The following is a 23,621-nucleotide window of genomic DNA, read 5'->3' as shown; positions in this document are numbered from 1 at the left end:
ATGTCGGGGCCCCATCCGGTTCCCCGGTCGACGTACCGCCTGCAGATCACCCCGGAGTTCGATCTCGGCGCCGCGGCAGACGTCGTCGACTACCTCCGGGACCTCGGCGCTGACTGGGTCTACCTTTCGCCGATCCTCGAAGCTGAGCCAGGTTCGATGCACGGATACGACGTCGTCGATCATCGCCGCGTCGACGAGTCACGAGGCGGCAACGCTGGCCTGCGGGCGCTGGCAGATGCGGCACACGGAGCCGGCCTCGGTGTCCTGGTCGACATCGTGCCGAATCACGTGGGAGTCGCGACGCCCAAAGTGAACGCGTGGTGGTGGGACCTCTTGACCGACGGCGAGTCCGGAAGTGCCGCCGGCGCATTCGACGTGGACTGGCAGGCGGGCGCCGGTCGCATCCGTATCCCGGTGCTCGACGACCGACTCCTCGACGCCGTCACCCTCGACGGCGATCGGCTCATGGTGGGGTCCACCGCCTACCCCACCGCCCCGGGCACTGTCCGCGACGGCGACGACGTCGCGACGGTGCACGCTCGCCAGCATTACGAATTCGTCCACTGGACGCGAGCGGACCGAGAGTTGAACTACCGCCGGTTCTTCGCCGTCAACACGCTTGCCGCGATTCGCGTGGAGGCCTCCGACATCTTCGAGGCCTCTCACGGGCTGATCAAGCGCTGGTTCGAGGAGGGCCTCGTCGACGGGTTGCGCATCGATCATCCGGACGGCCTCTTCGACCCGGTCGGGTACCTCGCCGATCTCGCTCACGTCAGCGGAGGCGCCTACACCCTGGTCGAGAAGATCCTCGAACCGGGCGAACAGCTGTCGGCCGCGTGGCAGACGGACGGCACGACGGGATACGACGCGCTGGGCACGTTTGAGCGGGTGCTCGTCGACCCGGCGGGCGCCGGGCCGCTCGGGAACCTCGACAACGCGCTCCGGGCCTCCCACGCACCCGAGGTCTCTCCCGAAGTCGATTTCGATTGGGAGGCGCTGACGATCGCGACCCGACGTCGGGTTGCTGACGGAATCCTCGGATCGGAAGTCGAGCGGCTGGCGCGCCTCATCGAACCATCCCTCGCGGGCACGCCGCACGCAGATTTGGTCGACGCAATCGCTGAAGTCGCATCGGGGTTCGCTGTCTATCGGACCTATCTGCCGGAAGGGATCGCGTCGCTCGTTGACGCCCTCGAGGGCGCTGCCGAACGTCGACCAGACCTCAACGCTGTCATCGATGCGATCGCACCGATCCTTGCCGACCCGGCGTCGCCGGCGGCAATCCGCCTGCAGCAGACCTCCGGGATGATCATGGCAAAGGGGGTCGAGGACTGCGCGTTCTACCAGTACTCACGCCTCACGTCGCTGAACGAGGTCGGCGGAGATCCTTCCCAGTTCGCGATCGGCGTCGATGCGTTCCATCGCGCGAACCAAGAGCGCCTGGCCGCCTGGCCGAACGCGATGACGACGCTCACGACGCATGACACAAAGCGGAGCGAGGACACGCGGGCTCGAATCACCGCACTGGCGGAGATCGGCGACCAGTGGGCGGAGGCGGTGCACCGTCTCCAGACACTTGTGCCGCTCTCCGACGGGGTATTCGCGAATCTGCTCTGGCAGGCCATCGTCGGTAGCTGGCCCGCGAGCCGCGAGCGACTCCACGCCTACGCGGAGAAAGCGGCCCGAGAAGCTGGAACCAGCACGAGTTGGACGAATCCGGACGAGGCGTTCGAGGCACAGATGCATGCGCTCGTCGATGCCGCCTTCGACGACCCGGCAGTCGCCGAGGTGCTCGGACGCATCGATGACGCGATCCGAGAAGCAGGCTGGTCGAACGGATTGAGCCAGAAAATCCTGCAGATCACCGGTCCTGGCGTTCCTGACGTCTACCAGGGCACCGAGCTGTGGGACCGCTCGCTCGTCGACCCGGACAATCGCCGACCTGTCGATTTCGCGGCACGTCGCCAGATGCTGACGGGGCTTGCAGAGGGCATCCTGCCGAACGTTGATGAGACCGGTGCGGCCAAGCTTCTCGCCGTCTCTCGCACGCTTCGCCTTCGCAGGGACGAGCCGCAGCGGTTCACCCGGTATCGGCCAGTGGCAGCGTCCGGTGTCGCTGCCGACCACGTCATCGCGGCCGATCGCGGAGGGGTGCTCGTCGTCGCCACGCGCCTGCCGATCGGGCTTGGGGCGCTCGGCGGGTGGGGTGACACAACACTGCACACCGTCAACTCCGGCTGCACCGATGTCATCACCGGACGACACTTCGCAGGAGACGCACCGCTCCGGGTTGGTGCGTTGCTCGAGCACTATCCGGTCGCGGTACTGCGGTACGACGACGCGACGCCCGGAGCGTCGAGCGAGGCCGAGAAACCGACGTCGCCGTCGCACGAGGAGATGACCCGATGACCGCGCGAACCAGCCCTGCACGCTATGCGGTGTGGGCGCCGAAGCCCGAGCGCGTACGACTGGTTGTCGACGACGTCGAGTACCCGATGCGCCGGGATGCCAACGACTGGTGGTCAACCGACGCGATACAACCAGCACGTGGCGCGCGATACGGATTCCGGCTTGGAGACGACGACCTGATCGTTCCCGATCCACGGTCCCGTTACCAGCCGGATGGCGTGCACGGTACTTCAGAGGTCGTCGAGAGCGCATCGTTCCCCTGGACGGACGAGCGCTGGCGTGGACGATCCGCACGCGGCGCCGTGATCTACGAACTGCATCTGGGCACCTTCACGCCGGAAGGCACGCTCGATGCTGCGGCCGATCGTCTCGAGTACCTGAGGGAACTCGGCATTGACCTGATCGAGCTCCTGCCGGTGAACGACTTCAACGGGTCCTGGAACTGGGGCTACGACGGAGTCGACTGGTTCGCGATCCACGGGCAGTACGGGGGCCCGGACGCATATCGGCGATTCGTCGACCGAGCGCACTCCCTCGGGCTCGGAGTCATCCAGGACGTCGTGTACAACCATCTCGGTCCCAGCGGCAATTACCTGCCATTGTTCGGGCCATACCTCGTCCATGGGCTGGCGAACACATGGGGCGATTCGGTCAACGTCGAGCATCCGGAAGTGCGACGGTTCGTGTTGGACAACGTTCGGATGTGGTTCTCGGAGTACCACGTCGACGGGCTCCGCCTCGACGCCGTCCACGCGATCCGCGACACAACACGTCCCCATATCCTCGCGGACATGGCGAGCGAGACCCAATCGTGGGCCGCGCACGTCGGGAAGCCGTTGTCGCTCATCGCTGAGTCGGACCTCAATGACCCCACCATGTTCCTCCCGAAAGAAGCCCACGGATTCGGCCTGACGGGGCAGTGGTCGGACGATTTCCATCACGCCCTCCACGTCGCGCTCACCGGCGAGACGACCGGCTATTACGCCGATTTCGCGCCGCTGGGCGCGCTCGCGAAGACGCTGGAGCGCGGGTTCTTTCACGACGGAACCTGGTCTTCGTTCCGGAACCGGCGGCACGGGATACCAATTGACCGGTCGTCATCTCCGACCACGGCGCTCGTGGCGTGCCTCCAAAACCACGACCAGGTCGGCAATCGCGCTGTCGGCGACCGCCTGAGTGGTCGCCTCGACGACGCCGCGCTCGTGACCGGTGCCGCGATACTGCTGCTCGGCCCCTTCACACCGATGCTGTTCATGGGCGAGGAGTTCGCGGCCTCAACGCCGTGGCAGTTCTTCACGTCGCATCCCGAGTCCGATCTCGGCGAGGCGACCGCGAAGGGGCGGATCGCGGAGTTCGAGCGCATGGGCTGGGATCCATCGATCGTGCCGGATCCGCAGGATCCAGCGACGTTCGAACGGTCGAAGCTCGACTGGGATGAGCTGGACGCAGAGCGGGGTTCGCGTATCCTCGCCGCCTACCGCGCGCTCATTGCGCTCCGCCATGGCGATCCGTCGCTCACCGACTGGCGGTATACGTCGAATGCAGTGGACTACGACGAGGACGCTCGGTGGCTCACCCTCCGACGAGGCCTGCTCGAGGGCCATGTCTCGGGAGCGCCGCCGGCAGCCACCCTCGTCGCGGCCCATTTCGGTGATGGCACCGTCTCCATCCCGGTTCTCAGCGAACCAGGAGACACACCTGACCCAACGAGCGTCGTGTTCGCGTTCGGAGCAGTCGACACGAGTCGGTTATCGAGCGGCTCGATCACGATCACCGGGACTGGAGTCGTCGTGCTCAAGTAGGGCGGCAGGCTTGCGCCCCTGGGGCGGGCGCAACCAGAGCCTCCTCTGGGGACGGCCCACGACGGGCGGGACGTTTTCTGGGGAGCGTCGGCGCGGCCTCCCCGGTAACGTCCACGGTATGGAATTCAGGTACCTCGGCAACAGCGGTCTCAAGATCTCAGCGGTCACCTACGGGAACTGGTTGACGCACGGCTCCCAGGTCGAAAACGACGTCGCGACGCAGTGCGTCCATGCTGCGCTCGAGCACGGCATCACCACGTTCGACACGGCGGACGCATATGCGAACACGGCTGCGGAGCGCGTCCTCGGGGAGGCCCTCGCCGGCCAGCGGCGGGAGAGCCTCGAGATCTTCACGAAGGTCTACTGGCCGACCGGCCCTGCTGGCCACAACGACACCGGTCTGTCGCGGAAGCACATTCTGGAGTCGATCAACGGATCGTTGCGGCGCCTCCAGACCGACTATGTCGATCTGTACCAGGCGCACCGTTTCGACTACGAGACACCGCTCGAAGAGACGATGCAGGCATTCGCCGACGTCGTGCGCTCGGGGAAGGCGCTGTACATCGGGGTCTCGGAATGGACTGCCTCTCAGATCCGCGCGGGCGTCTCGCTCGCGAATCAGCTCGGCATCCAGCTGATCTCGAATCAGCCGCAGTATTCCATGCTGTGGCGGGTCATCGAGTCTGAGGTGGTTCCCGCATCCAAGCAGCTCGGTCTTTCGCAGATCGTCTGGTCACCGATCGCGCAGGGTGTCCTGACCGGCAAGTATGTGCCCGGGCAGCCGGCCCCCGAGGGCTCGCGCGCCACCGACCAGAAGGGCGGAGCGAACACCATTCAGCGCTTCATGCGCGACGAGGTGCTCAGCCGTGTCCAGGAGCTCCGCCCCATCGCCGATGACCTCGGATTGAGCATGGCGCAGCTCGCGGTCGCGTGGGTGCTGCAGAACGAGAACGTCGCTTCGGCCATCATCGGTGCGTCGCGACCCGCTCAGGTCGAGGACAACGTCCGTGCCGCCGGCGTTCAGCTGTCGGACGACGTCATGGACCGTATCGACGAGGTCATCGGGGCGGTCGCCGAGACCGACCCCGAGAAGACAAGCTCGCCCGCGTCCCGGCCCGCCTGAGTCGAGTAGGGCGGGGGATCCCGGCGAGCGGGCGATATGTGCAGCGTGTCTTGTCGACGTGCCGTGCATATCGCCCGCTGAGAAGCCGTGGGAGCCCGGTACGACAGGGCCCGTTGCGTCGAGCTCGGCCTCCCCACAAGTGGCGCAAGCGCTCCTATCCTCAGCCAAGCAGGATTCCGCTCGCCGCTGGGCTGCGTGCGCCACCGTGGAGCCGTGGCACACATGGCTCGCTTGCTTCCCGCGGCACTCGCTTCCAGCCCGTTCTCGGTCCGGGAGGCGCGGTACCGCCACGTCCCCGTGGCTCGCTTGGCCTGTAAAGACCTGCTCCGTCCCCACCACGGCGCTCGTGCGCACCGGCCTGCGCAAAATCTCGTCGAACGGGCTCAACAACTCGCGCCGCTCCTGAGCACGGGGCAGGCGTTCAGTCATGGCACGGCCGCGCTCATGCTCGGCCTTCCGCTCCCCCGACGCATGCGCGGTACCGCTCTCCACGTCGTCACGATCGGCTCTGATCGTGCAATGCGTCGCCCGGGCGTCGTCGGGCACCGCACACGTTTCGGAGCTCGACGGCTCCTCCTGCGCGACAGCCTGCGCATCATGCATCCGATTGACATCTTTGTCGCTCTCGCGTCGTCGCTGAACGTCGGCGAACTGGTGGAGCTCGGCGACGCCATCGTCACCCGCTTTGGCGGCCACGCATCCCTTGCCGCCCTACGAGAAGCAGTAATGGACCGGCGTGGCGCACGCGGCATCCGACGCGCACGCGAGGCCCTCGCTCTCATATCGACAGGAAGCCGCTCGCCCGGAGAAACACGCCTGCGGCTGCTTCTTCAACGCTCTGGCTGCTCGGATTACCTGCCCAACTTCCGGATCCAGAGTCGGGATGGCTTTGTGGCTTGCGTCGACATCGCCTTCCCGCAGGCGCGCGTCGCAATCGAGTACGAGGGGGACGTTCACAGAACCGACCCTCGGACATTCCGAAAGGACATCACGCGCGGAGAGCGTCTCCGTGACGCCGGCTGGTGGCTCATCAGGGCAACCGCCTACGATCTGCATCGAGGGAGAGGCGAGTTCCTGGCCCGGGTGCGCCGCGCGCTGAGTGCAGCCGCCCCGCCGATTCCGATAGTTGAAGCTTCAACTTAATACCGCTACCATGTTCATGCACGCGCATGAATCCCGTGCGCATTCGCTCTCGAGGAGAATCCCATGACGCTCACTGCCACCGCGATCCCCGGATACACCGCCGGAACCTGGAAGCTCGACCCCAGCCACTCGGAACTGACGTTCTCGGTGCGCCACCTTGCCATCAGCAAGGTCAAGGGCTCGTTCCAGAGCTTCGACGTCACGGTTGTCACCGCCGAGAATCCCCTCGACTCGAAGGTGACTGCGTCGATCGACATCGCGAGCGTGACGACCGGACAGGCGCCGCGCGACGAGCACCTCCGGACGAGCGACTTCTTCGCAGCTGATGAGCACCCCCAGATGACGTTCGTCTCGACGGGCCTCCGGGAAGACGGCGACCACCTTCTCATCGACGGTGACCTGAGCCTTCGCGGTGTGACCAAGCCCGTCACCCTCAAGACCGAGTTCGGTGGCATCACCACTGATGGTTACGGACAGACGAAGCTGGGTGCCGAGGCAACGACCAAGATCGACCGCACCGAATTCGGTGTGAACTGGAATGCGGCGCTGGAGGCCGGTGGGTTCACCCTCGGGAACGACGTGACCATCACGATCGACGTCCAGCTCGTTCTGCAAGCGGCCTAAACGCTACTCAGTCGAGGTCGCCCCGTTCCTCACTATTTCGAGCGTGCGGCTCCGTGGCATCGCCATGGGGCCGCACCTTTGTCTTCCCCCAACACATGGCCGTGGCAACCCTGCGGTCGCAAAGCGCGTACCGTCAGACGAGTCACGGAGTCATGACCCGTGGGCACGCATGCGACACCCCCGCTCGATTCCCCAGCCCGGTCGTACCGCTTCCGAATTCGCTTCAGGAACGAAAGTCAGATGCCTCAATACGATTGGTTCGCCCTGTACCGCATCGCCTCGGAGGAGTTCGGGCGGCGAGTCGCCAACGTGGAGGCCTGGTCCGGTCCCACACCGGACGCCGAGTGGTCTGTGGCCGATCTCGTCAACCACGTGATTGGTGAACAACGCGCCGTTCCGGAACTCCTGGCGCGCGGCACGTCGAGGCGGAGCCTCCGCCTCGCTTCCGCTGAGTCGCTCGAGCCGTCGAGTCCGTACGAGGGCCCCCAGCACGCCTGGAGCGTATTCGCCGCCGCCGCCTCGGCCGCAGCCGCTGTGACGCCCGCATCAGCCGAGATCCTGCTCGGGACCGATGTGCTGAGTTTGAACGACTATCTCGCAGAGCTGGCGTCCGATATCGCGATTCACACGTGGGATCTCGCTCGCGCTACTCAGCAGGACGAGGATCTGCCCGGAGAGCTCGTGGAGGCAGTTTGGTCGCACTTTGAGCCTCAGATCGATTCGCTCGCGGCTTCCGGGCTCTACGCAGCACCGTTGGCGGTCGATTCGGAGGCTCCACTCCTCGTCCGCCTGCTCGCCATTACTGGGCGAGACGGGCGATAAGAGTTCTCTGAAGAAAGGAAATCAATGACAGAGATCAACTCCGGTGGTGTCGAAACCGTGCGACTCGGTACGAGCGGGCTCGAGATCAGCTCAATCATTCTCGGAATGATGTCCTATGGGGATCCGCAGAAGGGCTCTCACGCCTGGAGCGTCGGCATCGACGATGCTCGCCCGTTTGTACGCCGCGCTTTCGAAGCGGGAATCACGACGTTCGACACAGCGAACGTGTATTCGCTCGGGTCGAGTGAGGAAATCACGGGGACACTACTCAAGGAGATAGCGCCGCGCGAGGAGGTGCAAATCTTCACGAAGGTGTTTAACCGAATGCGTCCCGGCAAGAACGGCGCCGGGCTGTCCCGGGCTTCGATCATGCACGAGATCGATGCCTCGCTGCAACGACTCGGTACAGATTACGTGGACCTCTACCAGATCCATCGATTCGATCATGCGACGCCCGTCGAGGAAACGATGGAGGCCCTGCACGACGTCGTCAAGGCTGGAAAGGCGCGCTACATCGGCGCTTCGAGCATGTGGGCGTGGGAGTTTGCGAGCCTGCAGCATGCAGCGGAGCGTCACGGATGGACGAAATTCGTTTCCATGCAGGATCAGTACAACCTCCTTGAGCGGGAGGAGGAGCGCGAGATGCATCCCTTCTGCTCGGCGACCGGCGTTGGCGTCATTCCGTGGAGCCCGCTGGCGCGGGGCCGTGTGACGCGCCCGTGGGAGAGCTCAGGTTCGGGAACGCGCGCGAATACCGACGAATTCGGTAAGACCCTCTATCGACAGGACGAAGCTTCGAACCGACAGATCGTCGACACGGTCGCGGCCATCGCGGACGAGCGGGGTGTCCCGATGGCCCAGGTGGCTCTCGCTTGGGTCGCTGCGAAGCCGGTCGTATCAGCACCGATCATCGGCGCAACAAAGGAACACCATATCGACGACGCAGTCGCCGCGCTCACGCTGTCCCTCACCGATGACGAGGTGCGTCGACTTGAGGAGCATTACACCCCTCGCTACCCCTCTGGCTTCTGAACCGGCGACCGTTTGATCGCGCTCTCAACGCGAGCGGGTGATATCCACAGCGCGCCGAGAGGGCGCGCCGTAGATATCGCCCGCTCGGCACCCCGGTCTCTCACGCAACCCCGTCTGGCGCGAGCGGGCGATATGCGCGGCGAGCCGAGGCGACACTCCGTGCATATCACCCGCTCGCGGGAGAACCGGGCCCCGGCCCGCGGCTCAGCCGCTACGCGGCCCGGACATGCAGCCGCGCGATGCGCACTCGAGCCGCGCGCTCGCTCCCGGGCGTCGTGCCGAGCACGCCGCCGATCCCGTCCAAGACGAGCCCAGCCGCGCGCGTCGCGGCATATTCGCCGCCCGGCGGGAGGCGCAGCCCGAGTGCTGAGCGGTGCCGCGGGTCGAGCGTTGCCGCTGCTCCGTGGAAGAGCACGCGGTACCCCGGTCGAAGCATGTGAGCAAGCGGTGGATTCCGGATGAAGCGGACGACATCGCGAGTGCGCTCTGTGACCGCGAGGAGGCCGGCGTCCCAATACTCATCGAGCGCGTCTCGCAATTCAGCATCGGTTCGCGGCGGATTCGGGACCCGCATCAGTTCGCCGGCTGTCGCCCACTCGGCAACATAGGCGTCTGCACCACCTGGAATAGGGTCGCCCCATTGCTGCGCTGCTCGGAGGAATGAATCGGTGAAGGCCAGATGCACCCATCGGAGCAGGTCAGGGTCATTCGCGGAGTATTCGCGAGGAGCACCGTGGCCATCGACATACGTTCCCGTCACCCGCTCGTGCAGTTTGAGCACGAAGTCGGAGCCGGCCCGGGCGGTCGCTGTGTCTCCATGCGTGACGGTGTAGATCCACCGGATCGTGCCGGCGAGACGTCCGAACGGATCTTCCTGGTAGCGCGAGTGATCCGCTACCCCCGCGAGTGCGCCCGGATGCATCGCCTGAACGAGCAGCGCCCGGACACCGGCAGCAATCGTTGACATGCCGCCGTGCACGGACCACGCCGCGCTGCTCGGACCGAAGAACCCGATGTCGGACCCGTGTTCGAGTTCGTCGATCCACGCCGGCCGTTCCGTAGCGTTGCCGGTGAACGTGGCGTTGAGCCGATCGCGCATCGCCTGTGCGAAAGTGACCATAGCGGCATTCTCATCGTCGCTTCCGGGAGGCGCCTGCACGTCCCGAGACCCAGGAGGCTCCTGCACGTCGCGGAGACCCGAGCCACCGCGAGGGCATCGACAACGCTGCATCACAACGACGCGATGCTCTCGCGCTTAGGCTGACGCTGTGAGCACCGACGACGCATCGCCCGCTGCAGCCAAGCCGAGCCTCCCGGCCGACGCCAACGCAGACCGCGACGCGTCCTCCACTCCTCGACCGTGGCTCGACGCCTACGCGGAGGGCGTTCCCGCCGACATCCCTAAGCAGAGCGGATGTCTGAGCGACATCGTGGCGGATGCTGCCCGGCGATTCGGTTCGAAGGTTGCGCTCGACTTCTTGGGACGGACCACCTCGTACCGGGAATTGCAGCACCAGATCGATCGGGCGGCGAACGGGCTTCGGCGTCTCGGCGTCCGTTCCGGCGACCGGGTGGCGCTGATTCTGCCGAACTGCCCGCAGCATGTGGTCGCGTTCTATGCGGTGCTTCGCCTCGGCGCAGTGGTCGTGGAGCACAATCCGCTCTACACGCCGCGCGAGTTGCGCCATCAATTCGAGGATCACGGTGCCCGCGTCGCCATCGCTTGGACGAAGACGGTTGCGACGTTGCAGGACTTTCCGGCTGATCTTCGGCTTGATGCGATCGTGTCCGTCGATCTCCGCACTGCGATGCCATTGAAGACGAGACTCGCTCTGGCGCTGCCGCTCCCGCGCGCTCGGGAGGCCCGTGAACGTTTGGCAGCGCCGGTTGCGGGCGCGACTGAGTGGGAGTCGCTCGTCGCAGCACGGCCGCTTCGTCGTTCGCACTCTCGGCCCGAGCCCGAGGATCTCGCGCTGATCCAATACACATCGGGGACGACCGGCGCGCCGAAAGGGGCGATGCTGACCCACGCGAACCTCCTGTCGAATGTCGCGCAGGCGCGTGCATGGATTCCCGAGTTGGGGCCGGGCGATGGCAGCGTTGTCTACGCGGTCCTCCCGATGTTCCACGCCTACGGGCTGACCCTGTGCCTGACCTTCGCGATGAGCATGGCCGCGCGACTGGTGCTCTTCCCCTCGTTCGATCCGCAGCTCGTATTGGCGGCGATTCGCAAGCACCCGCCAACGTTCCTTCCGGCTGTTCCGCCGATCTACGCGCGGCTGGAGCACGCAGCCCGCGAACGCCGAGTATCCCTCCAGGGCATCCGGATCGGCATCTCGGGTGCGATGCCCCTGAGCCCGGACGTCATCGAGCCGTGGGAGGAGCGAACTGGGGGCGTTCTCGTCGAAGGCTACGGGTTATCGGAGTGCTCACCCGTGATTGCCGCGAACCCAGTCTCGGACCGGCGACGGTTAGGGACGATCGGTCTGCCGTTTCCCTCGACGCTTGTTCGTGTGGCCGACCCGGATGAGCCGACCCGCATCCTTGGCTCTGACGAGCCGGGCGAGCTGCAGGTCCGCGGTCCGCAGGTCTTTCGCGGATATTGGGGCAGACCGGACGCATCAAGCGCGGCGTTTACGGCGGACGGCTGGTATCGGACCGGTGACATCGTGGCAATCGACACCGATGGCTACATTCGCGTCGTGGATCGCCTGAAGGAGCTCATCATCACCGGCGGGTTCAACGTCAGTCCGTCCGAGGTGGAGGACACGCTCGCCCGCAGTCCGCTCGTGCGCGAGGTCGCCGTTGTCGGGATCACGCACGACGGCAACGAGCAGGTGGTTGCTGCGGTCATTCCGTCCGATCCGTCGAACTTCGATCCGGAGGCGCTCCGCGGCTGGGCGAGAAACGAGCTCGCTGCGTACAAAGTCCCACGTCGAATCGTGGTGATGGAAGATCTGCCCCGCTCGCTGATCGGAAAGGTCCTCCGCCGCGAGGTCCGCGATCGGATCCTCGCCATGTCATCGGCACGCGGCACGACTGCTCCCCCGACGGCCTGACTGCGGCACTCGGCACGAAGGCTCCGCCCACGGCCTGACCGCGGCACTCGGCACGAAGGCTCCGCCCACGGCCTGACCGCGGCACTCGGCACGAAGGCTCCCTCGACGGCCTGTCTGCGGCGCACCGTCTCGGAAGGCTGCGCAGCGGTCCCGGCCCGGAGGCACACCGTCTTGCATGGTTGCGGCCCGCTGACGCCTCCCGGGATTGCAGGAGAGCCGGCGTCAGGAGACGTGCACCACCGGTCGGCGGTTCGGGTCGCTCTCGGCCTCACGCAGGACTTCCCGCGTGACCGGGGCGACGTCACCGACGCCCGTGAACAGGAAGCGGAGGGCGTTCCGAATCGGCGAGCTTTCCGTCCATTCGAAGTAGATGCTGGGAGCAACTCCTGCGACGTCGCGGATCGCAAGCAGTGTCGCCGCGATCGTGTTGGGAACGTTGCCCGACCGAACGCGCAGGATCCGGAAGCCGTGAACGACGTGCCCTTCGACGACGAGATCCTCTTCGAAGTCGGAGGAGTCTGCCTGCAGGACCTCGAGGAAGATCGTCGGCACCCGCGCCGGAATGCCGGAGTCGCGCCGCTCGCTTCGGCCCTTGTCGCGGTACGCCTCAGCGGTGCCAGCGCCCGGCTCGTTCGCGATGATGCAGACGGTGCCGAATTGGTCGGCATCTGCAACGACGAACTGTTCGGCGACGGGGTCGAGCACGATCGAGGAGGCGCGGAGCTCGAATGAGCGTCGGACGCGCGATACGAGCGAGACGACAACAATCGCGACGATGAAGACGCTCGCGATACGGACACCGTCCGGGCGCTCGACGACGTTCGCGACCGTGGTGTAACCGAACACGATCGTGATGATGGCGAACACCACGAACCAGCCTCGCTGCGCCTTCCGACGCGCCGAGAGCGTCACTGCGATGGCCGCACTGGTGATCAGCACGAGGACGCCCGTCGCGTAGGCGCCACCCTGGGCGTCGACGTTCGCGTTGAACACGATGGTGATCGCAAACGCGATGAGCGTGAAGATGATGACGAGCGGACGGACAGCGCGGGCCCACTGGGGGGCCATTCCGTAGCGCGGCAGGAACCGTGGGACCAGGTTGAGCAGCCCCGCCATGGCGCTCGCGCCGGCGAACCAGAGGATCGCGATCGTCGAGGCGTCGTAGAGCGAGCCGAAGGCCCCGCCCAGGTACTCGTGCGCAAGGAAGGCCAGCGCGCGCCCGTTGGCCGGACCGCCCGCCTGGAACGCACGCTGCGGGATCAGCAGTGTGGTCACCAAGCTGGTGAGGATGAGGAATGACGACATGATGATCGCCGCCGTCGTCAGCAGACGTCGCGTGCCCCTGATCCGGCCGATCGGCCGGGGTGTCTCGGCATCCGCCGGGTCGCCCGTGACCTGGGGCATGACGGAGACGCCGGTCTCGAACCCCGACAGACCGAGCGCCAGTTTCGGGAACACGAGCACGGCGACGGCGATCATGAGCACCGGGTTCGACCGCTGGGCGGTCAAGGCCGACCACCAGTCGGTGATCACGACCGGGTGCGTGAACACCTGTCCGAGGGTGACGACGACGACCACGAGGTTGAGCAGGAGGTACACGCCGACGAGAACCACGGCGATACCGATCGCTTCGCGAAACCCGCGAAGGAACACGACGCCGAGGAGCGCGATCAACGCGAGCGTCATGACGAGCGGGATGTGCCCGAACAGCGGCGCCGTGTACGGGTTCTCTGCGAGGTGCGCGGCCGCATCCGCCGCGGAGAGCGTGATCGTGATCATGAAGTCCGTGCAGGCGAACCCGAGCAACACGAGCACAAGGAGCTTGCCCGCCCACCACGGCAGCAGCCGCTCGAGCATCATGATCGAACCGGCACCCTTGAAGCTGTCGTTCGCGACGCGCCGATAGACCGGGAGCGCTCCGAAGAGCGTGACAATCACCAGCACCAGGGTGGCAATGGGCGAAAGCAGACCCGCGGCGAGCGCCGCAATCGCGGGTTGGTACCCGAGCGTGGAGAAGTAGTCAACGCCCGTCAGACACATGACTCGCCACCAGGAGTGTGTCTTCTCGACGTGCACCTGGTGCGGGCCCTGGTGTCCGGTGGCCCGGTCGGTCCCCTGCATCATCCAATCGCCCAAGCGGCTCCGCATACGCGGGTTGGACGGCGTCACTACAGCACCTCGAGATGATCCAGGGAGATCGGCGCTCGGCCTGACGCTCATCGTTCCTCTTCGCGATCAATGGATACTGGCGCCTTCGAACTCCGGCCACCCGTGCCTTCGTTCGACGGTTCAGGAGTGCCCCTCCGTCCGGCAGCAAATCCGCCGGTCAGTGGGTCATTGTGCACTGATGCGAGCGTACTTGCCGACGGCAAGGGGAACGAACACGATCAGCATCCCGGCAATGCCGATCAGCACGGTCGTCACCGGATGCTGCATCGTCCAGATCTCAGGGACGGGCACCGACCCGACATTGCCGAACAGGGTCCGAGCGGCTTGCACGAGCGACGACACCGGGTTCCACTCCGCGAACACTCGGAGCACCAGCGGGAGCGTGTTGCTCGGCACGAAGGCGTTCGAGACGAACGTGAGGGGGAACAGAATCATGAACGACGCATTGTTGATGACTTCCGGTGTCCGAACGCTCATGCCGACCAGCGCCATCACCCAGCTGAACGCGTAGGCGAACAGCAGGAGGAGCGCAACGCCGCCGACAAATGAGAGCACGGATGCGTGCACGCGCCACCCGACTGCCACACCGGTCAGCATCATGATGCTCATCGAGATCGCATTCAGCACGAGATCGCTGTTGGTCCGACCGATCAAGACCGCGGATGCGCTCATCGGCAGCGTCCGAAAGCGATCGATGAGCCCCTCTTTCAAGTCTTGCGCCATCGCCGAGCCCGAGAACGTCGCGCCGAACACGACCGTCTGCGCGAAGATGCCCGCCATGAGGAACTGCGTGTAGTTCGTACCGTTGACGCGGATCGCGCCCCCATACACCTGACTGAACAAGAGCACGAACATGATCGGCTGCAGCACCGCGAAGACGAGCATGTCCGGTGAGCGCTTGATTCGCGTGAGGTTCCGGCGCGTGACGACCCAACCGTCGGAGAGCCAGGCCGCCAGCGCGTTCAAGCGGACTGGTTGCAATGTGACTGTTGCAGTCATCGGACCTTCTCCTCGTTCCCTCGGCGCGCCTGAGCTGGCCCGAGTCCGTGCCGCTGGCTGACTTCGTTCGGGTCGTCCTTCGTCTCGTCCGCAGAGGCCGCCGAGTCTCCGTGCTGCCCCGCGAATCCCGAATGCCGCTCGACACCCGCCGTTGCAGCGTTCGTCCGGTTGATGTCCGCCGCACCGGCAACGCCGCCTGTCTGGTGCCCGGTCAGTCGAAGGAAGACATCGTCAAGTGTCGGCCGGCGAATGCCTGCGTCGTGCAGTTCGATGCCGTCGCGTTCGAGCGCCGCGAGCGCCGCTTGCAGCGCGGACGGACCGTGATCGACGGCCACCGAGAACGTCCGGCCGTCGCGATCGACGGCTCCGCGGCCCGCGCTCGACAACGCGCGCACAGCGGCGTCGGCGTCCTCCTCGGCGACGAGCGTGATCACGATGCGATGGCCGCCGATCTGAGCCTTCAGCGTGTCGGCGGTGCCGCTTGCGATCACGCGACCGCCGTCAATGACGGCGATGTCGTCTGCGAGCTGATCTGCCTCTTCGAGGTATTGCGTCGTGAGCAGGACTGTGGTGCCCTCGGCGACCAGACGCTCGACGATGTCCCACAGCGCGATCCTGCTTCGGGGATCCAGTCCGGTGGTCGGCTCGTCGAGGAAGATCACCCGCGGCTGCATGACGAGCGCGCCGGCCAGGTCGATCCGGCGTCGCATACCGCCCGAAAAGCCCTTGACGGGGCGGTTGCCGGCTTCGTCGAGGTCGAACAGGCTGATGAGCGACCGCGCCCGGGCGCGCGCAGCAGCACGACCCAGGTGATAGAGCCGCCCGATCATCTCGAGGTTCTCGTACCCGGTCAGGTTCTCGTCGACCGCTGCGTACTGGCCTGATACGCCGATCTGGCGCCGGGCGGCATGTGGATCGCGGAGAACATCCACGCCGGCGATCCGCGCCGACCCCGAGTCTGGCCGGGTCAGCGTCGTGAGGACTTTGACTGCTGTGGTCTTCCCTGCCCCGTTCGGCCCGAGGATTGCGGTGACGGTGCCCTGCGCAACAGACAGGTCAAGCCCAGTGAGGGCATGAACCTGCCCTGAGCGTGAACAATAGGTCTTGGTCAGGCCCTGGGCCTCAATGATTGGCATCCTGCTCCTCCGGGAGGGGACGAATATATCAGATTGAATCGTTCGTGTCGCCCGCCCCGTGTAAAACCCATGTGACGATTTCGCTCCGAGGTCGCCCGATGTCGCCCGGGCCTCCTATGCTCTGCGCGTGACCACAGCAGCCACCGATGCTCCCCGAACCCGTCCCGCCCGCGTCGAACCCGGAGGCATCGAAGCGATCCCCGCCGAACATCGGCATGGCTCGCCGTGGCAGCTCTTCGCAACGTGGACGGCACCGAACCTCGAGTTCGCCACCGTTTACGTCGGCGTCATCGCCGTGCTCTTCTTCAACCTGAACTTCTGGACGGCGCTCGCCGCGCTCGTTGTAGGAAACGCGCTGGGCTCGCTCACGCAGGGGATCCTCTCGACCTGGGGACCACGAGAGGGCCTCGCGCAGCTCGTGCTGAGCCGCACCGCCTTCGGGACCAGAGGGAACATCCTCCCCGCGGGGCTGAACACCGTCATGGCGGGGCTCGGCTGGTTCGCTACCAACTCGATTTCCGGGGCGTTCGCGCTCGCAACGCTCACCGGGATGCCCACGTGGCTCGGGCTCCTCATCGTGGTCGTCCTCGAAGTGGCGCTGGCCTTCGTCGGCCACGACCTCGTGCAAGTGTTCGAGCGCTACGCCTCGTACGTGCTCGGGATCGTATTCCTGATCGCGACGATCATGATCTTCACGCACGCACACCTCGGCTTCCAGCCGAAGCCGTCGGGGCTCGGCACCTTCGCGGGCTTCACGCTGACGGTTTCGGCGGCCTTCGGATATGCCGCCGGATGGAACCCGTACGCGTCCGACTACACCCGGTACCTGCCGCGCACCGTTTCAGCGCGCACAGCGGGTTGGGCCGCTGGTCTTGGTGACTTCATCTCCTGCACGGTGCTGATGGCAGCGGGCGCCGCCGCGGTCACCATCGGGCACTTCAACGGCAATGACCCGACCGGATCGTTCACCGCGAGCCTCTCTCCGGTCATCAAGGACCTGACCCTGCTCGCGATCGCCGTGGGCGCCATCGCCGCAAATGCGCTCAACATCTACTCCGGCGCAATGTCCTTCCTCGCCGCTGGCGTGAAGATCCCGTTCGCGCTTCGACGCGCGATCGTTGCGCTCGGATTCGGGGTGCTCGGCACGCTCGTCGCACTGTGGGCGCTCCCCGATGCGGGCGCGAACTACGAGAACTTCCTCCTCGTGATCGCCTACTGGATCGCACCGTGGCTCGGCACGGTCTTCGCCGACCGCATCATCCGACGCGGCACCGCTATTGCATCGTTCATCCCCGACAACGCGCGCTATCGAAACTGGGCCGGCTTCATCGGCTTCGTCGTCGGGGCGGTCGTTTCGATCTGGCTCTTTTCGAATCAGACGCTCTACACCGGCCCGGTAGCCAAGACCGGTGTGGGCGACTTGACTCCCCTCGTCGGGTTCGCGATCGCCTTCATCCTCACGCTCGTGCTGTTCAAGCCGCTCGGAGTCCGGCTCGGCGGTCCGCTCGCCGACGAGCCCGATCTGGTCGTCGGCGTGGACGCCGCTGACTACGAGGCGTGACGGATGGTCGACCTAGGCTCGGTCAACGCACCGGTTCCGGCGACCGACGCGGAGATGCTCGCGGTCGCCGCTGCGGAGGCCCGGCTCGGGCTTGCCGAGGGCGGCATCCCGATCGGGGCGGCACTATTCGGCGCCGATGGGACCCTGCTCGGGCGCGGACACAACAGGCGCGTTCAGGACGACGACGCGTCGATGCATGCAGAGACGAACGCCTTCCGCAATGCGGGCCGCCAGCGCACATATGCCGGGACGACCATGGTGACCACACTGTCGCCGTGCTGGTACTGCTCCGGCCTCATCCGGCAGTTCGGCATCACGCGAGTGCTCATCGGAGAAGATGTCACCTTCTCGGGCGGACATGACTGGCTCCGCGAGAACGGTGTCGACGTCACGATCCTGCGCGATCCCGACCTCATCGCGATGATGCAGACGTTCATCGCGGAGCAACCGCAGTTGTGGAACGAGGACATCGGCGTCGACGAGCCCTAGCGCGCGGCGACCCCGGGCGTCCGGTCGGCAGCGCGAGCTCCGCGGAGCAACGCGGTCCGTTCGCGTCCGAGCACAAGACGGACGACGACGCGCCAGCCGATCAGGAACACCGCGAGGACGATGGACGCGACGATGAGGAAGGAGATCGGGAGCGGATTGCCGTGATCGATGCCCTGGTGATTCCACACCCGGAGCGCCATACCGAGGCAGACGGTCAGGATCCAAATCACGACGGCGGTCGGCCAGATCCGCAGTGGACGCGCCCAAGCCCCAGTGGTGATGTACCCGATCGCCCACCCGACGAGGAACGGCCAGGAGGTCTCCCACAGACCCCCCACGGAGAGTTGCTCGCCGTGCGAGCCGCGCCCGATGAGCGCGAACAGCACGATGAGGACCGCGTCGATTACGGCGGCAAGTATTCCCCAGGTCTTGAGCGTCACCGCTCCATTGTTGCAGGACCACATGCACGTGCCGATGAACGAAAGTCACTCCGCACCGTCAGAAGAGCGCGTCTCCGCCCATTCCCCCGTCATCGTCCAGTCCTCGGAACATGTCCGCGAGCAGCGCCGTGATCTGCGGCTCCACGAGCCGTTCGATCGCCTCCGCGATTCTCGGGCGGTGATCGACAAGCGCGAGGCACACTGCCGTGCCGGTGTTTCGCGCGCACTCGTCCGACAGCGCCACTTCGTGGCGGAGCGCTGCCTTTGCCGCATCGCTGAGCGGCTCGCGTGGCGGCTGCTCCTGCGCTCCGACGCCGGTGAGCTCGCCGAGCGTGAACAGGAACGGTTCGCCGGGTTCCGGCTCGGGGTCGGGGTCCAGGCCTTGAAACTCGGGCGAGAGCCCATCGGTGGGCTGATACCCGGAACGACGACGCCGCGCTGCCGCGCGATCGAGCTCCCGATGCAAGAGCGGGAGGTTCTTGACGGTGTAGTCGTCGACCGCGTCCTCGATGATGAGCGAGAGCCTGCTGATCAGCGCGTGCTGCACGACGTGCGGGACGTCGGGTCCGAACCCGGCCGCGGTCGCGAGCGGCGATCCGGTGCATTTGCGGCAGATTCGCGTGCGGGAGCGCACGGACCCCAACTGCCAGCGGGGCAGCCACCGCAACCAAAGGTCGACCGCGGTGCGCACGCGCCCGTCGATGCCGTCCATGAGAGCAAGCGTACGGTCTCTCCGCCGATCCGCAGCCGCCACTCAGCGGCCGACGGTGACGAAGTCGATGAGCTCTTCCACGCGGCCGAGAAACGACGGCTCGAGGTCGGTGAAGGTCCGTACCTGTCCGAGAACCCGCTGCCACGCTCGCGCGATGTCCGCTTGGTCCGCGTGCGGCCAGCCGAGCGCCGCGCATATCCCATGCTTCCACTCGATCGTCCGCGGCACCGTGGGCCACGCACGAAGACCGAGCCGCGCGGGCTTGACGCTCTGCCAGACGTCCACGTAGGGGTGCCCGAGCACGAGCACGTGCTCGCCCCAGGGGCCATGGTGCACGCGCTCCGCTATCCGAGACTCCTTCGATCCTGCGACGAGATGGTCGACCAGGACGCCCGCGCGTCTGGAAGCCGCCGGCCGGAATTCGGCGAGCACCGCCTCCAGATTGTCGACGCCAGCCAGATATTCGACGACGACCCCTTCATTCCGGAGGTCCGCTCCCCACACCTTCTCGACGAGTTCCGCGTCGTGACGGCCTTCGACGAGGATGCGCGACGGCAGCGCCGTCTTCGCACGGCTCGTGTCGACGGCGAACGACCCGGAGGCCGTCCGCGCCCGGGAGCCGCTCCCGGCAATGACGGGCCTTCCCAGTCGGACGAGTTCGCCCTCGAACAGGAACTGTCCGGTGAACGGGAACGATCTCGTCCGGCCCTTCCAGTCCTCGAGGTCGAGCAGGCCAGCCTGCAGCCGAATGGCGGCGCCCGCCCAGCCCGACGTCGGATCCTCGAGGATCATGCCGCGTTCGAATGGGATCTCACGCACGAGCTTGCGTCCCGCCGATCGCCAGTCGCCGGCGAGAACATCATCGCCGTAGCGGTCGTGGTCGTGCATCACCCAACGGAGCGTATCCTCGGGGGTCCGGCGCTGTCGCAGGGCTCTCGGCGCGTCGTGGCTTCACGTTCGCGCCGGGCGTCCGGGTCGCGATAGCCCAAGCGCCGGTTGCGGTAGCCCAAACGCCGGCCGCGGCAGACCAAGTGCCCGCCGCGGCAGACCAAGCACCCGCCGCGGCAGACCAAGCGCCGGTCGCGGTAGCCCCAACGCCTGTCCCGGCGCCAGAGCGCCCAACCGAACCGTTGCATCACGAGAGGATCCCAGTGCGCACAACCGTCATTTACGGCCCGAAGGACATCCGCGTCGAGGACCGGCCCGAGCCCAGGCTGATCACCCCAACCGACGTCATCGTGCAGGTCGCAGCCGCTTGTGTATGCGGTTCGGACCTCTGGCCATATCGAGGGGTGCGGCCGACGAAGGAGCCGCGCGCGATCGGGCACGAGCTGGTTGGCACGATCACCGAGGTCGGCGACGATGTCCGAGACCTCCATGTCGGCGACTTCGTCATCGCGCCGTTCACCACGAACGACGGCACCTGTCAGGCATGCCGGAACGGGATGACATCCGGCTGCGATCACGGCTCCACGTTCGGCGCGCCGAAGGATGCCTACGGCAACCCGATGTCCGGCGCGCAGTCCGAATTCGTTCGGGTTCCCGATGCGGAGGCCTCGCTCGTCGTCGTCCCCGGCCCGGTCGCCGACGACCTCATTCCATCGTTGTTGACGCTCTCCGACGTGTTCTCCACCGGGCACCACGCGGCCATCGCGGCGAACGTCACGACGGGATCGACGGTGGTGGTCGTCGGCGACGGTGCGGTGGGCCTCCTGGCCGTGCTCGCGGCGTCGCGGCTGGGTGCTTCGCGGATCATCGCGATGAGCCGCCATACCGACCGGCAGGCGCTCGCCCGCGAATTCGGGGCAACGGACATCGTGAGTGAGCGCGGCGACGCGGGCGTGGAGGCGGTCCGCGAGCTCCTCGACGGCGAACTCGCTGACTGCGCGCTGGAGGCGGTCGGAACCGCTGAGAGCATGGACACCGCCCTGCGCGTGCTCCGTCCGGGCGGCCACGTCGGCTACGTCGGCGTCCCCGCGGGAGAGCCCGAGCTGCCCGTTCCGTTCCTGTTCGGCCGCAACATCTCGGTCGGCGGCGGCGTCGCGCCGGTCCGTGCGTACATCCCCGAACTGCTCCCCGACGTGCTCGCGCGGACCGTTGACCCCGGGCGCGTGTTCGATCTCACACTGCCGCTCGACGACGCACCCGAGGCCTACGCAGCCATGGACGAGCGACGCGCGATCAAGGTGCTGCTGAAGCCTTGATCGAACGTCCGGGTGCCTCCCGGACTGCGAGAACGCGATGCGGTGCCTGCTCGGCGATACTCCAACCGGCAGGCGCCGCGTCGCGCAATTCGGCAGCGGTGTAGCTGCGGCGAATCGATCGCAGACCGTCGACGAGGACGAAGGTGCCCGGCGCGATGAACGGCGCCGCTGCAGCGTACGAGCGGTACGCGCCCGGGGAGCGTCTGATGTCGCTGTGCACGACCAGCGAGGTCGCGAGGGCTGCGGAATCAGCGAAGAACGCGTCACGGTCGTCGGCGTGCAGGTGATGCAGCACGTGATTCGACACGACGACGTCGAACACCTCCCCGGCGGCAACAAGATCACCGCTCGATGCGACACGGAACGACACGCCGTCCGTGGTCCGCCGCTTCGCTGCCCGGATCGCCCGCTCGTCCGGGTCGATGCCGACGACTTCGACAGGGATACCGGTTGCGGACGCGCGACGCGCAAGCGCTCGGGCGAGGTCCCCGCCTCCGCATCCGAGATCGAGGATGCGTGCTGGCACACGGCGCCCGACGAGCACCGGCGCGATGCGGGTGCGAAACGTCTCACGCCAGCCACTCACGAGCGCGTTGATAAGTTCGAAACGGCGGTAGGTTCGGTCGAGGCGGACAGGGTCGCAGTCGGGGTCGTCCATAAGCTCCGCGAGGTCGATCGCGCGCGTGCGGAGCCGATCCTTCAGTCCATCTGAACGGCGCGCACGGCTCGGACCCGTTCGTCCTCGCCCGCTCATCGCAGCACGGTGAGTCCGGCCGACTCGACCGTGAGCCCTGGTCCGAACGCCAATGCGACGACGGGGTCGCCGTCCTCCGGTGCTGCGCTGAGGATCGCGTCGAGCACGAACAGCACGGTGGCGCTCGACATGTTGCCGTGCTCGCGGAGCACGCGCCGGGCGGGAGCCAGCGCCTCTGCGGGGAGCACCAACTCCTCCTCGACGCGATCCACGATGGCCCGACCGCCAGGATGCACCGCCCAATGCGCGACCGAGCCCTGCTCCCAACCGCACTGCTCGAGGATCGGCGCCACAGCCTCCCGAACGTGTGCTTGCACCAGCTTCGGAACCCGCGGCGACAGCACCATCTCGAACCCGGCGTCGCCGATGTTCCACGCCATGTCGGGTGCCCCCTCCGGGATCACGGTCGTTGCGAAGCCATCGATTCGGAGGCACGGATCGGCTCCGTCGCTCGTCGCACGGTCAGGTGCGGCACCTGTCACGACGGCCGCCGCCGCCCCGTCAGCGAACACCGCGTTCGCGACGATCTGGTCCGGCTGATCGCTCGTGCGAACGTGCAGCGTGCACAGCTCCGCACACACCACGAGTGCGACTGCCGTGGGATCGGCGGCGCAGAACGCGGCGGCCATGCGGAGCGCGGGAAATGCGGCCGCGCAGCCCATGAAGCCGATGTGATGCCGAAAGACCGTGCTCGGCAGCCCGAGTCGGTGCACGATGTCGAGGTCGGGCCCGGGCTGCGTGAAGCCGGTGCACGAGACCGTGATCACGTGCGTCACGGCCGCCGCGGGAACGGCGCTTCGGATCAGCGCCTCGCGGGCGGCGGCGACGAACAGCTCTGGCGCCTCGACGCGGTACCGGTCGTTGCGGAACCCCGTCGAGGGCACGCCGATGATGCCGTTCGCGTCGACGAACGGGTCGGCTCGCAGCCCCACGTCATCGGTGCCGTCAGGGTCGGCGAGTACGTCGAGCACTGTTCCGCGCTGCGCCACATCGGCACCGTCGAACGCCGCACGAACGAGCCGTGACCCCAGACGGCTGAGATCGGGTTGGGCGAGAAACCGATCCCGAATGCGGTCCTGGGAGACGGACCGGAGCGGAGTCGCGGTTCCGATGGCGCGGATGACGGGAGGCACGCACCATCCT

General features: G+C 66.6%; 20 protein-coding genes. 11 read left to right on the top strand and 9 right to left on the bottom strand.

Annotated elements, in window-relative coordinates; translation table 11 throughout:
* The 7 genes from treY (at position 1) to CAM01S_RS01810 (ending at position 8,955) form a co-directional block, all read left to right on the top strand.
* Positions 1-2,409, top strand: coding sequence for a malto-oligosyltrehalose synthase (treY, locus tag CAM01S_RS01840; RefSeq protein ID WP_083527718.1), 2,409 nt, complete (start codon positions 1-3; stop codon positions 2,407-2,409).
* Positions 2,406-4,211, top strand: a complete 1,806-nt coding sequence (gene treZ / locus CAM01S_RS01835) for a malto-oligosyltrehalose trehalohydrolase (protein ID WP_066515378.1) — start codon at positions 2,406-2,408, stop codon at positions 4,209-4,211. The genes treY and treZ overlap by 4 nt, the downstream gene beginning before the upstream one ends.
* A gap of 118 nt (positions 4,212-4,329) precedes the next feature.
* Positions 4,330-5,334 (top strand): aldo/keto reductase family protein, encoded by a 1,005-nt coding sequence (locus tag CAM01S_RS01830; RefSeq protein ID WP_066515376.1) that lies wholly within the window; start codon positions 4,330-4,332, stop codon positions 5,332-5,334.
* 471 nt (positions 5,335-5,805) lie between these two features.
* On the top strand, positions 5,806-6,477 hold the full coding sequence (locus CAM01S_RS01825) for a hypothetical protein (RefSeq protein WP_157071345.1): 672 nt from the start codon (positions 5,806-5,808) through the stop codon (positions 6,475-6,477).
* A 63-nt stretch (positions 6,478-6,540) separates the two neighbouring features.
* On the top strand, positions 6,541-7,101 hold the full coding sequence (locus CAM01S_RS01820; RefSeq protein WP_066515366.1) for a YceI family protein: 561 nt from the start codon (positions 6,541-6,543) through the stop codon (positions 7,099-7,101).
* Positions 7,102-7,341: 240 nt separating this feature from the next.
* A complete protein-coding gene (locus tag CAM01S_RS01815) occupies positions 7,342-7,923 on the top strand; it encodes a TIGR03086 family metal-binding protein (protein WP_066515360.1) in 582 nt (193 codons plus the stop codon).
* A gap of 24 nt (positions 7,924-7,947) precedes the next feature.
* Positions 7,948-8,955 (top strand): aldo/keto reductase, encoded by a 1,008-nt coding sequence (locus tag CAM01S_RS01810; protein ID WP_066515358.1) that lies wholly within the window; start codon positions 7,948-7,950, stop codon positions 8,953-8,955.
* A 211-nt stretch (positions 8,956-9,166) separates the two neighbouring features.
* Here CAM01S_RS01810 and CAM01S_RS01805 read toward each other — a convergent pair whose 3' ends face one another.
* Positions 9,167-10,075, bottom strand: a complete 909-nt coding sequence (locus CAM01S_RS01805) for an oxygenase MpaB family protein (RefSeq protein ID WP_066515356.1) — start codon at positions 10,073-10,075, stop codon at positions 9,167-9,169.
* Positions 10,076-10,223: 148 nt separating this feature from the next.
* Here CAM01S_RS01805 and CAM01S_RS01800 point away from each other — a divergent pair, with 148 nt between their 5' ends.
* The gene (locus tag CAM01S_RS01800) at positions 10,224-12,014 is read left to right on the top strand and encodes a long-chain-fatty-acid--CoA ligase (protein ID WP_066515350.1); all 1,791 of its coding nucleotides are present in this window, start codon (positions 10,224-10,226) and stop codon (positions 12,012-12,014) included.
* 222 nt (positions 12,015-12,236) lie between these two features.
* Here CAM01S_RS01800 and CAM01S_RS01795 read toward each other — a convergent pair whose 3' ends face one another.
* The 3 genes from CAM01S_RS01795 to CAM01S_RS01785 all read right to left on the bottom strand — a co-directional run bounded on the left by CAM01S_RS01795 (position 12,237) and on the right by CAM01S_RS01785 (position 16,318).
* Positions 12,237-14,234, bottom strand: a complete 1,998-nt coding sequence (locus CAM01S_RS01795; protein WP_066515340.1) for an amino acid transporter — start codon at positions 14,232-14,234, stop codon at positions 12,237-12,239.
* Positions 14,235-14,348: 114 nt separating this feature from the next.
* Positions 14,349-15,182: an ABC transporter permease gene (locus tag CAM01S_RS01790; protein WP_066515337.1), complete on the bottom strand. Its 834-nt coding sequence runs from the start codon at positions 15,180-15,182 to the stop codon at positions 14,349-14,351.
* On the bottom strand, positions 15,179-16,318 hold the full coding sequence (locus CAM01S_RS01785; RefSeq protein WP_083527635.1) for an ATP-binding cassette domain-containing protein: 1,140 nt from the start codon (positions 16,316-16,318) through the stop codon (positions 15,179-15,181). Before CAM01S_RS01785 ends, CAM01S_RS01790 begins: the two co-directional genes overlap by 4 nt.
* Before the next feature lie 127 nt (positions 16,319-16,445).
* Here CAM01S_RS01785 and CAM01S_RS01780 point away from each other — a divergent pair, with 127 nt between their 5' ends.
* Positions 16,446-17,879 (top strand): purine-cytosine permease family protein, encoded by a 1,434-nt coding sequence (locus CAM01S_RS01780; RefSeq protein WP_245631500.1) that lies wholly within the window; start codon positions 16,446-16,448, stop codon positions 17,877-17,879.
* A 3-nt stretch (positions 17,880-17,882) separates the two neighbouring features.
* Positions 17,883-18,368 (top strand): nucleoside deaminase, encoded by a 486-nt coding sequence (locus CAM01S_RS01775; protein ID WP_174520402.1) that lies wholly within the window; start codon positions 17,883-17,885, stop codon positions 18,366-18,368.
* Here CAM01S_RS01775 and CAM01S_RS01770 read toward each other — a convergent pair.
* Genes CAM01S_RS01770 through CAM01S_RS01760 form a run of 3 tightly spaced genes read right to left on the bottom strand, consistent with a single transcriptional unit; the run spans position 18,365 to position 20,408 of the window.
* On the bottom strand, positions 18,365-18,808 hold the full coding sequence (locus tag CAM01S_RS01770; RefSeq protein ID WP_066515329.1) for a DUF3054 domain-containing protein: 444 nt from the start codon (positions 18,806-18,808) through the stop codon (positions 18,365-18,367). The two genes, CAM01S_RS01775 and CAM01S_RS01770, sit on opposite strands and share 4 nt — an antisense overlap.
* 58 nt (positions 18,809-18,866) lie before the next feature.
* A complete protein-coding gene (locus CAM01S_RS01765) occupies positions 18,867-19,520 on the bottom strand; it encodes a spermidine/putrescine ABC transporter substrate-binding protein (RefSeq protein WP_083527633.1) in 654 nt (217 codons plus the stop codon).
* 42 nt (positions 19,521-19,562) lie between these two features.
* Positions 19,563-20,408 (bottom strand): DUF3097 domain-containing protein, encoded by an 846-nt coding sequence (locus CAM01S_RS01760; protein ID WP_066515326.1) that lies wholly within the window; start codon positions 20,406-20,408, stop codon positions 19,563-19,565.
* A gap of 263 nt (positions 20,409-20,671) precedes the next feature.
* On the opposite strand from CAM01S_RS01760, the gene CAM01S_RS01755 reads away from it, so the two are divergent.
* Positions 20,672-21,724: a zinc-dependent alcohol dehydrogenase family protein gene (locus CAM01S_RS01755; RefSeq protein ID WP_066515318.1), complete on the top strand. Its 1,053-nt coding sequence runs from the start codon at positions 20,672-20,674 to the stop codon at positions 21,722-21,724.
* Here the strand turns inward: CAM01S_RS01755 and CAM01S_RS01750 are convergent.
* Positions 21,702-22,478 carry a methyltransferase domain-containing protein gene (locus CAM01S_RS01750; RefSeq protein WP_083527632.1) on the bottom strand — a complete coding sequence of 259 codons (777 nt, stop codon included), beginning with the start codon at positions 22,476-22,478 and terminating at the stop codon, positions 21,702-21,704. The genes CAM01S_RS01755 and CAM01S_RS01750 overlap by 23 nt on opposite strands.
* Entirely contained in the window at positions 22,475-23,611 is a 1,137-nt protein-coding gene (locus CAM01S_RS01745; protein WP_157071344.1) for a type III polyketide synthase, read from the bottom strand. The genes CAM01S_RS01750 and CAM01S_RS01745 overlap by 4 nt, the downstream gene beginning before the upstream one ends.
* Between the last annotated feature and the right edge of the window lie 10 nt (positions 23,612-23,621).

Origin of the sequence: Curtobacterium ammoniigenes NBRC 101786 (genome assembly GCF_001571045.1) — a bacterium.
GTDB classification, from domain to species: Bacteria; Actinomycetota; Actinomycetes; order Actinomycetales; family Microbacteriaceae; genus Curtobacterium; species Curtobacterium ammoniigenes.
Note: the sequence above shows the minus strand (reverse complement) of the source record. Positions and strands in the feature narration are given on the sequence as shown.

Coding starts and splice junctions, on each gene's coding strand:
- CAM01S_RS01765 (WP_083527633.1), bottom strand. CDS start 19,520: ATGGACGGCATCGACGGGCGCGTGCGCACCGCGGTCGACCTTTGGTTG.
- CAM01S_RS01805 (WP_066515356.1), bottom strand. CDS start 10,075: ATGGTCACTTTCGCACAGGCGATGCGCGATCGGCTCAACGCCACGTTC.
- CAM01S_RS01820 (WP_066515366.1), top strand. CDS start 6,541: ATGACGCTCACTGCCACCGCGATCCCCGGATACACCGCCGGAACCTGG.
- CAM01S_RS01750 (WP_083527632.1), bottom strand. CDS start 22,478: ATGAGCGGGCGAGGACGAACGGGTCCGAGCCGTGCGCGCCGTTCAGAT.
- CAM01S_RS01810 (WP_066515358.1), top strand. CDS start 7,948: ATGACAGAGATCAACTCCGGTGGTGTCGAAACCGTGCGACTCGGTACG.
- CAM01S_RS01775 (WP_174520402.1), top strand. CDS start 17,883: ATGGTCGACCTAGGCTCGGTCAACGCACCGGTTCCGGCGACCGACGCG.
- CAM01S_RS01830 (WP_066515376.1), top strand. CDS start 4,330: ATGGAATTCAGGTACCTCGGCAACAGCGGTCTCAAGATCTCAGCGGTC.
- CAM01S_RS01760 (WP_066515326.1), bottom strand. CDS start 20,408: ATGCACGACCACGACCGCTACGGCGATGATGTTCTCGCCGGCGACTGG.
- CAM01S_RS01790 (WP_066515337.1), bottom strand. CDS start 15,182: ATGACTGCAACAGTCACATTGCAACCAGTCCGCTTGAACGCGCTGGCG.
- CAM01S_RS01825 (WP_157071345.1), top strand. CDS start 5,806: ATGCGCGGTACCGCTCTCCACGTCGTCACGATCGGCTCTGATCGTGCA.
- treY (WP_083527718.1), top strand. CDS start 1: ATGTCGGGGCCCCATCCGGTTCCCCGGTCGACGTACCGCCTGCAGATC.
- CAM01S_RS01815 (WP_066515360.1), top strand. CDS start 7,342: ATGCCTCAATACGATTGGTTCGCCCTGTACCGCATCGCCTCGGAGGAG.
- CAM01S_RS01785 (WP_083527635.1), bottom strand. CDS start 16,318: ATGCCAATCATTGAGGCCCAGGGCCTGACCAAGACCTATTGTTCACGC.
- CAM01S_RS01795 (WP_066515340.1), bottom strand. CDS start 14,234: ATGAGCGTCAGGCCGAGCGCCGATCTCCCTGGATCATCTCGAGGTGCT.
- treZ (WP_066515378.1), top strand. CDS start 2,406: ATGACCGCGCGAACCAGCCCTGCACGCTATGCGGTGTGGGCGCCGAAG.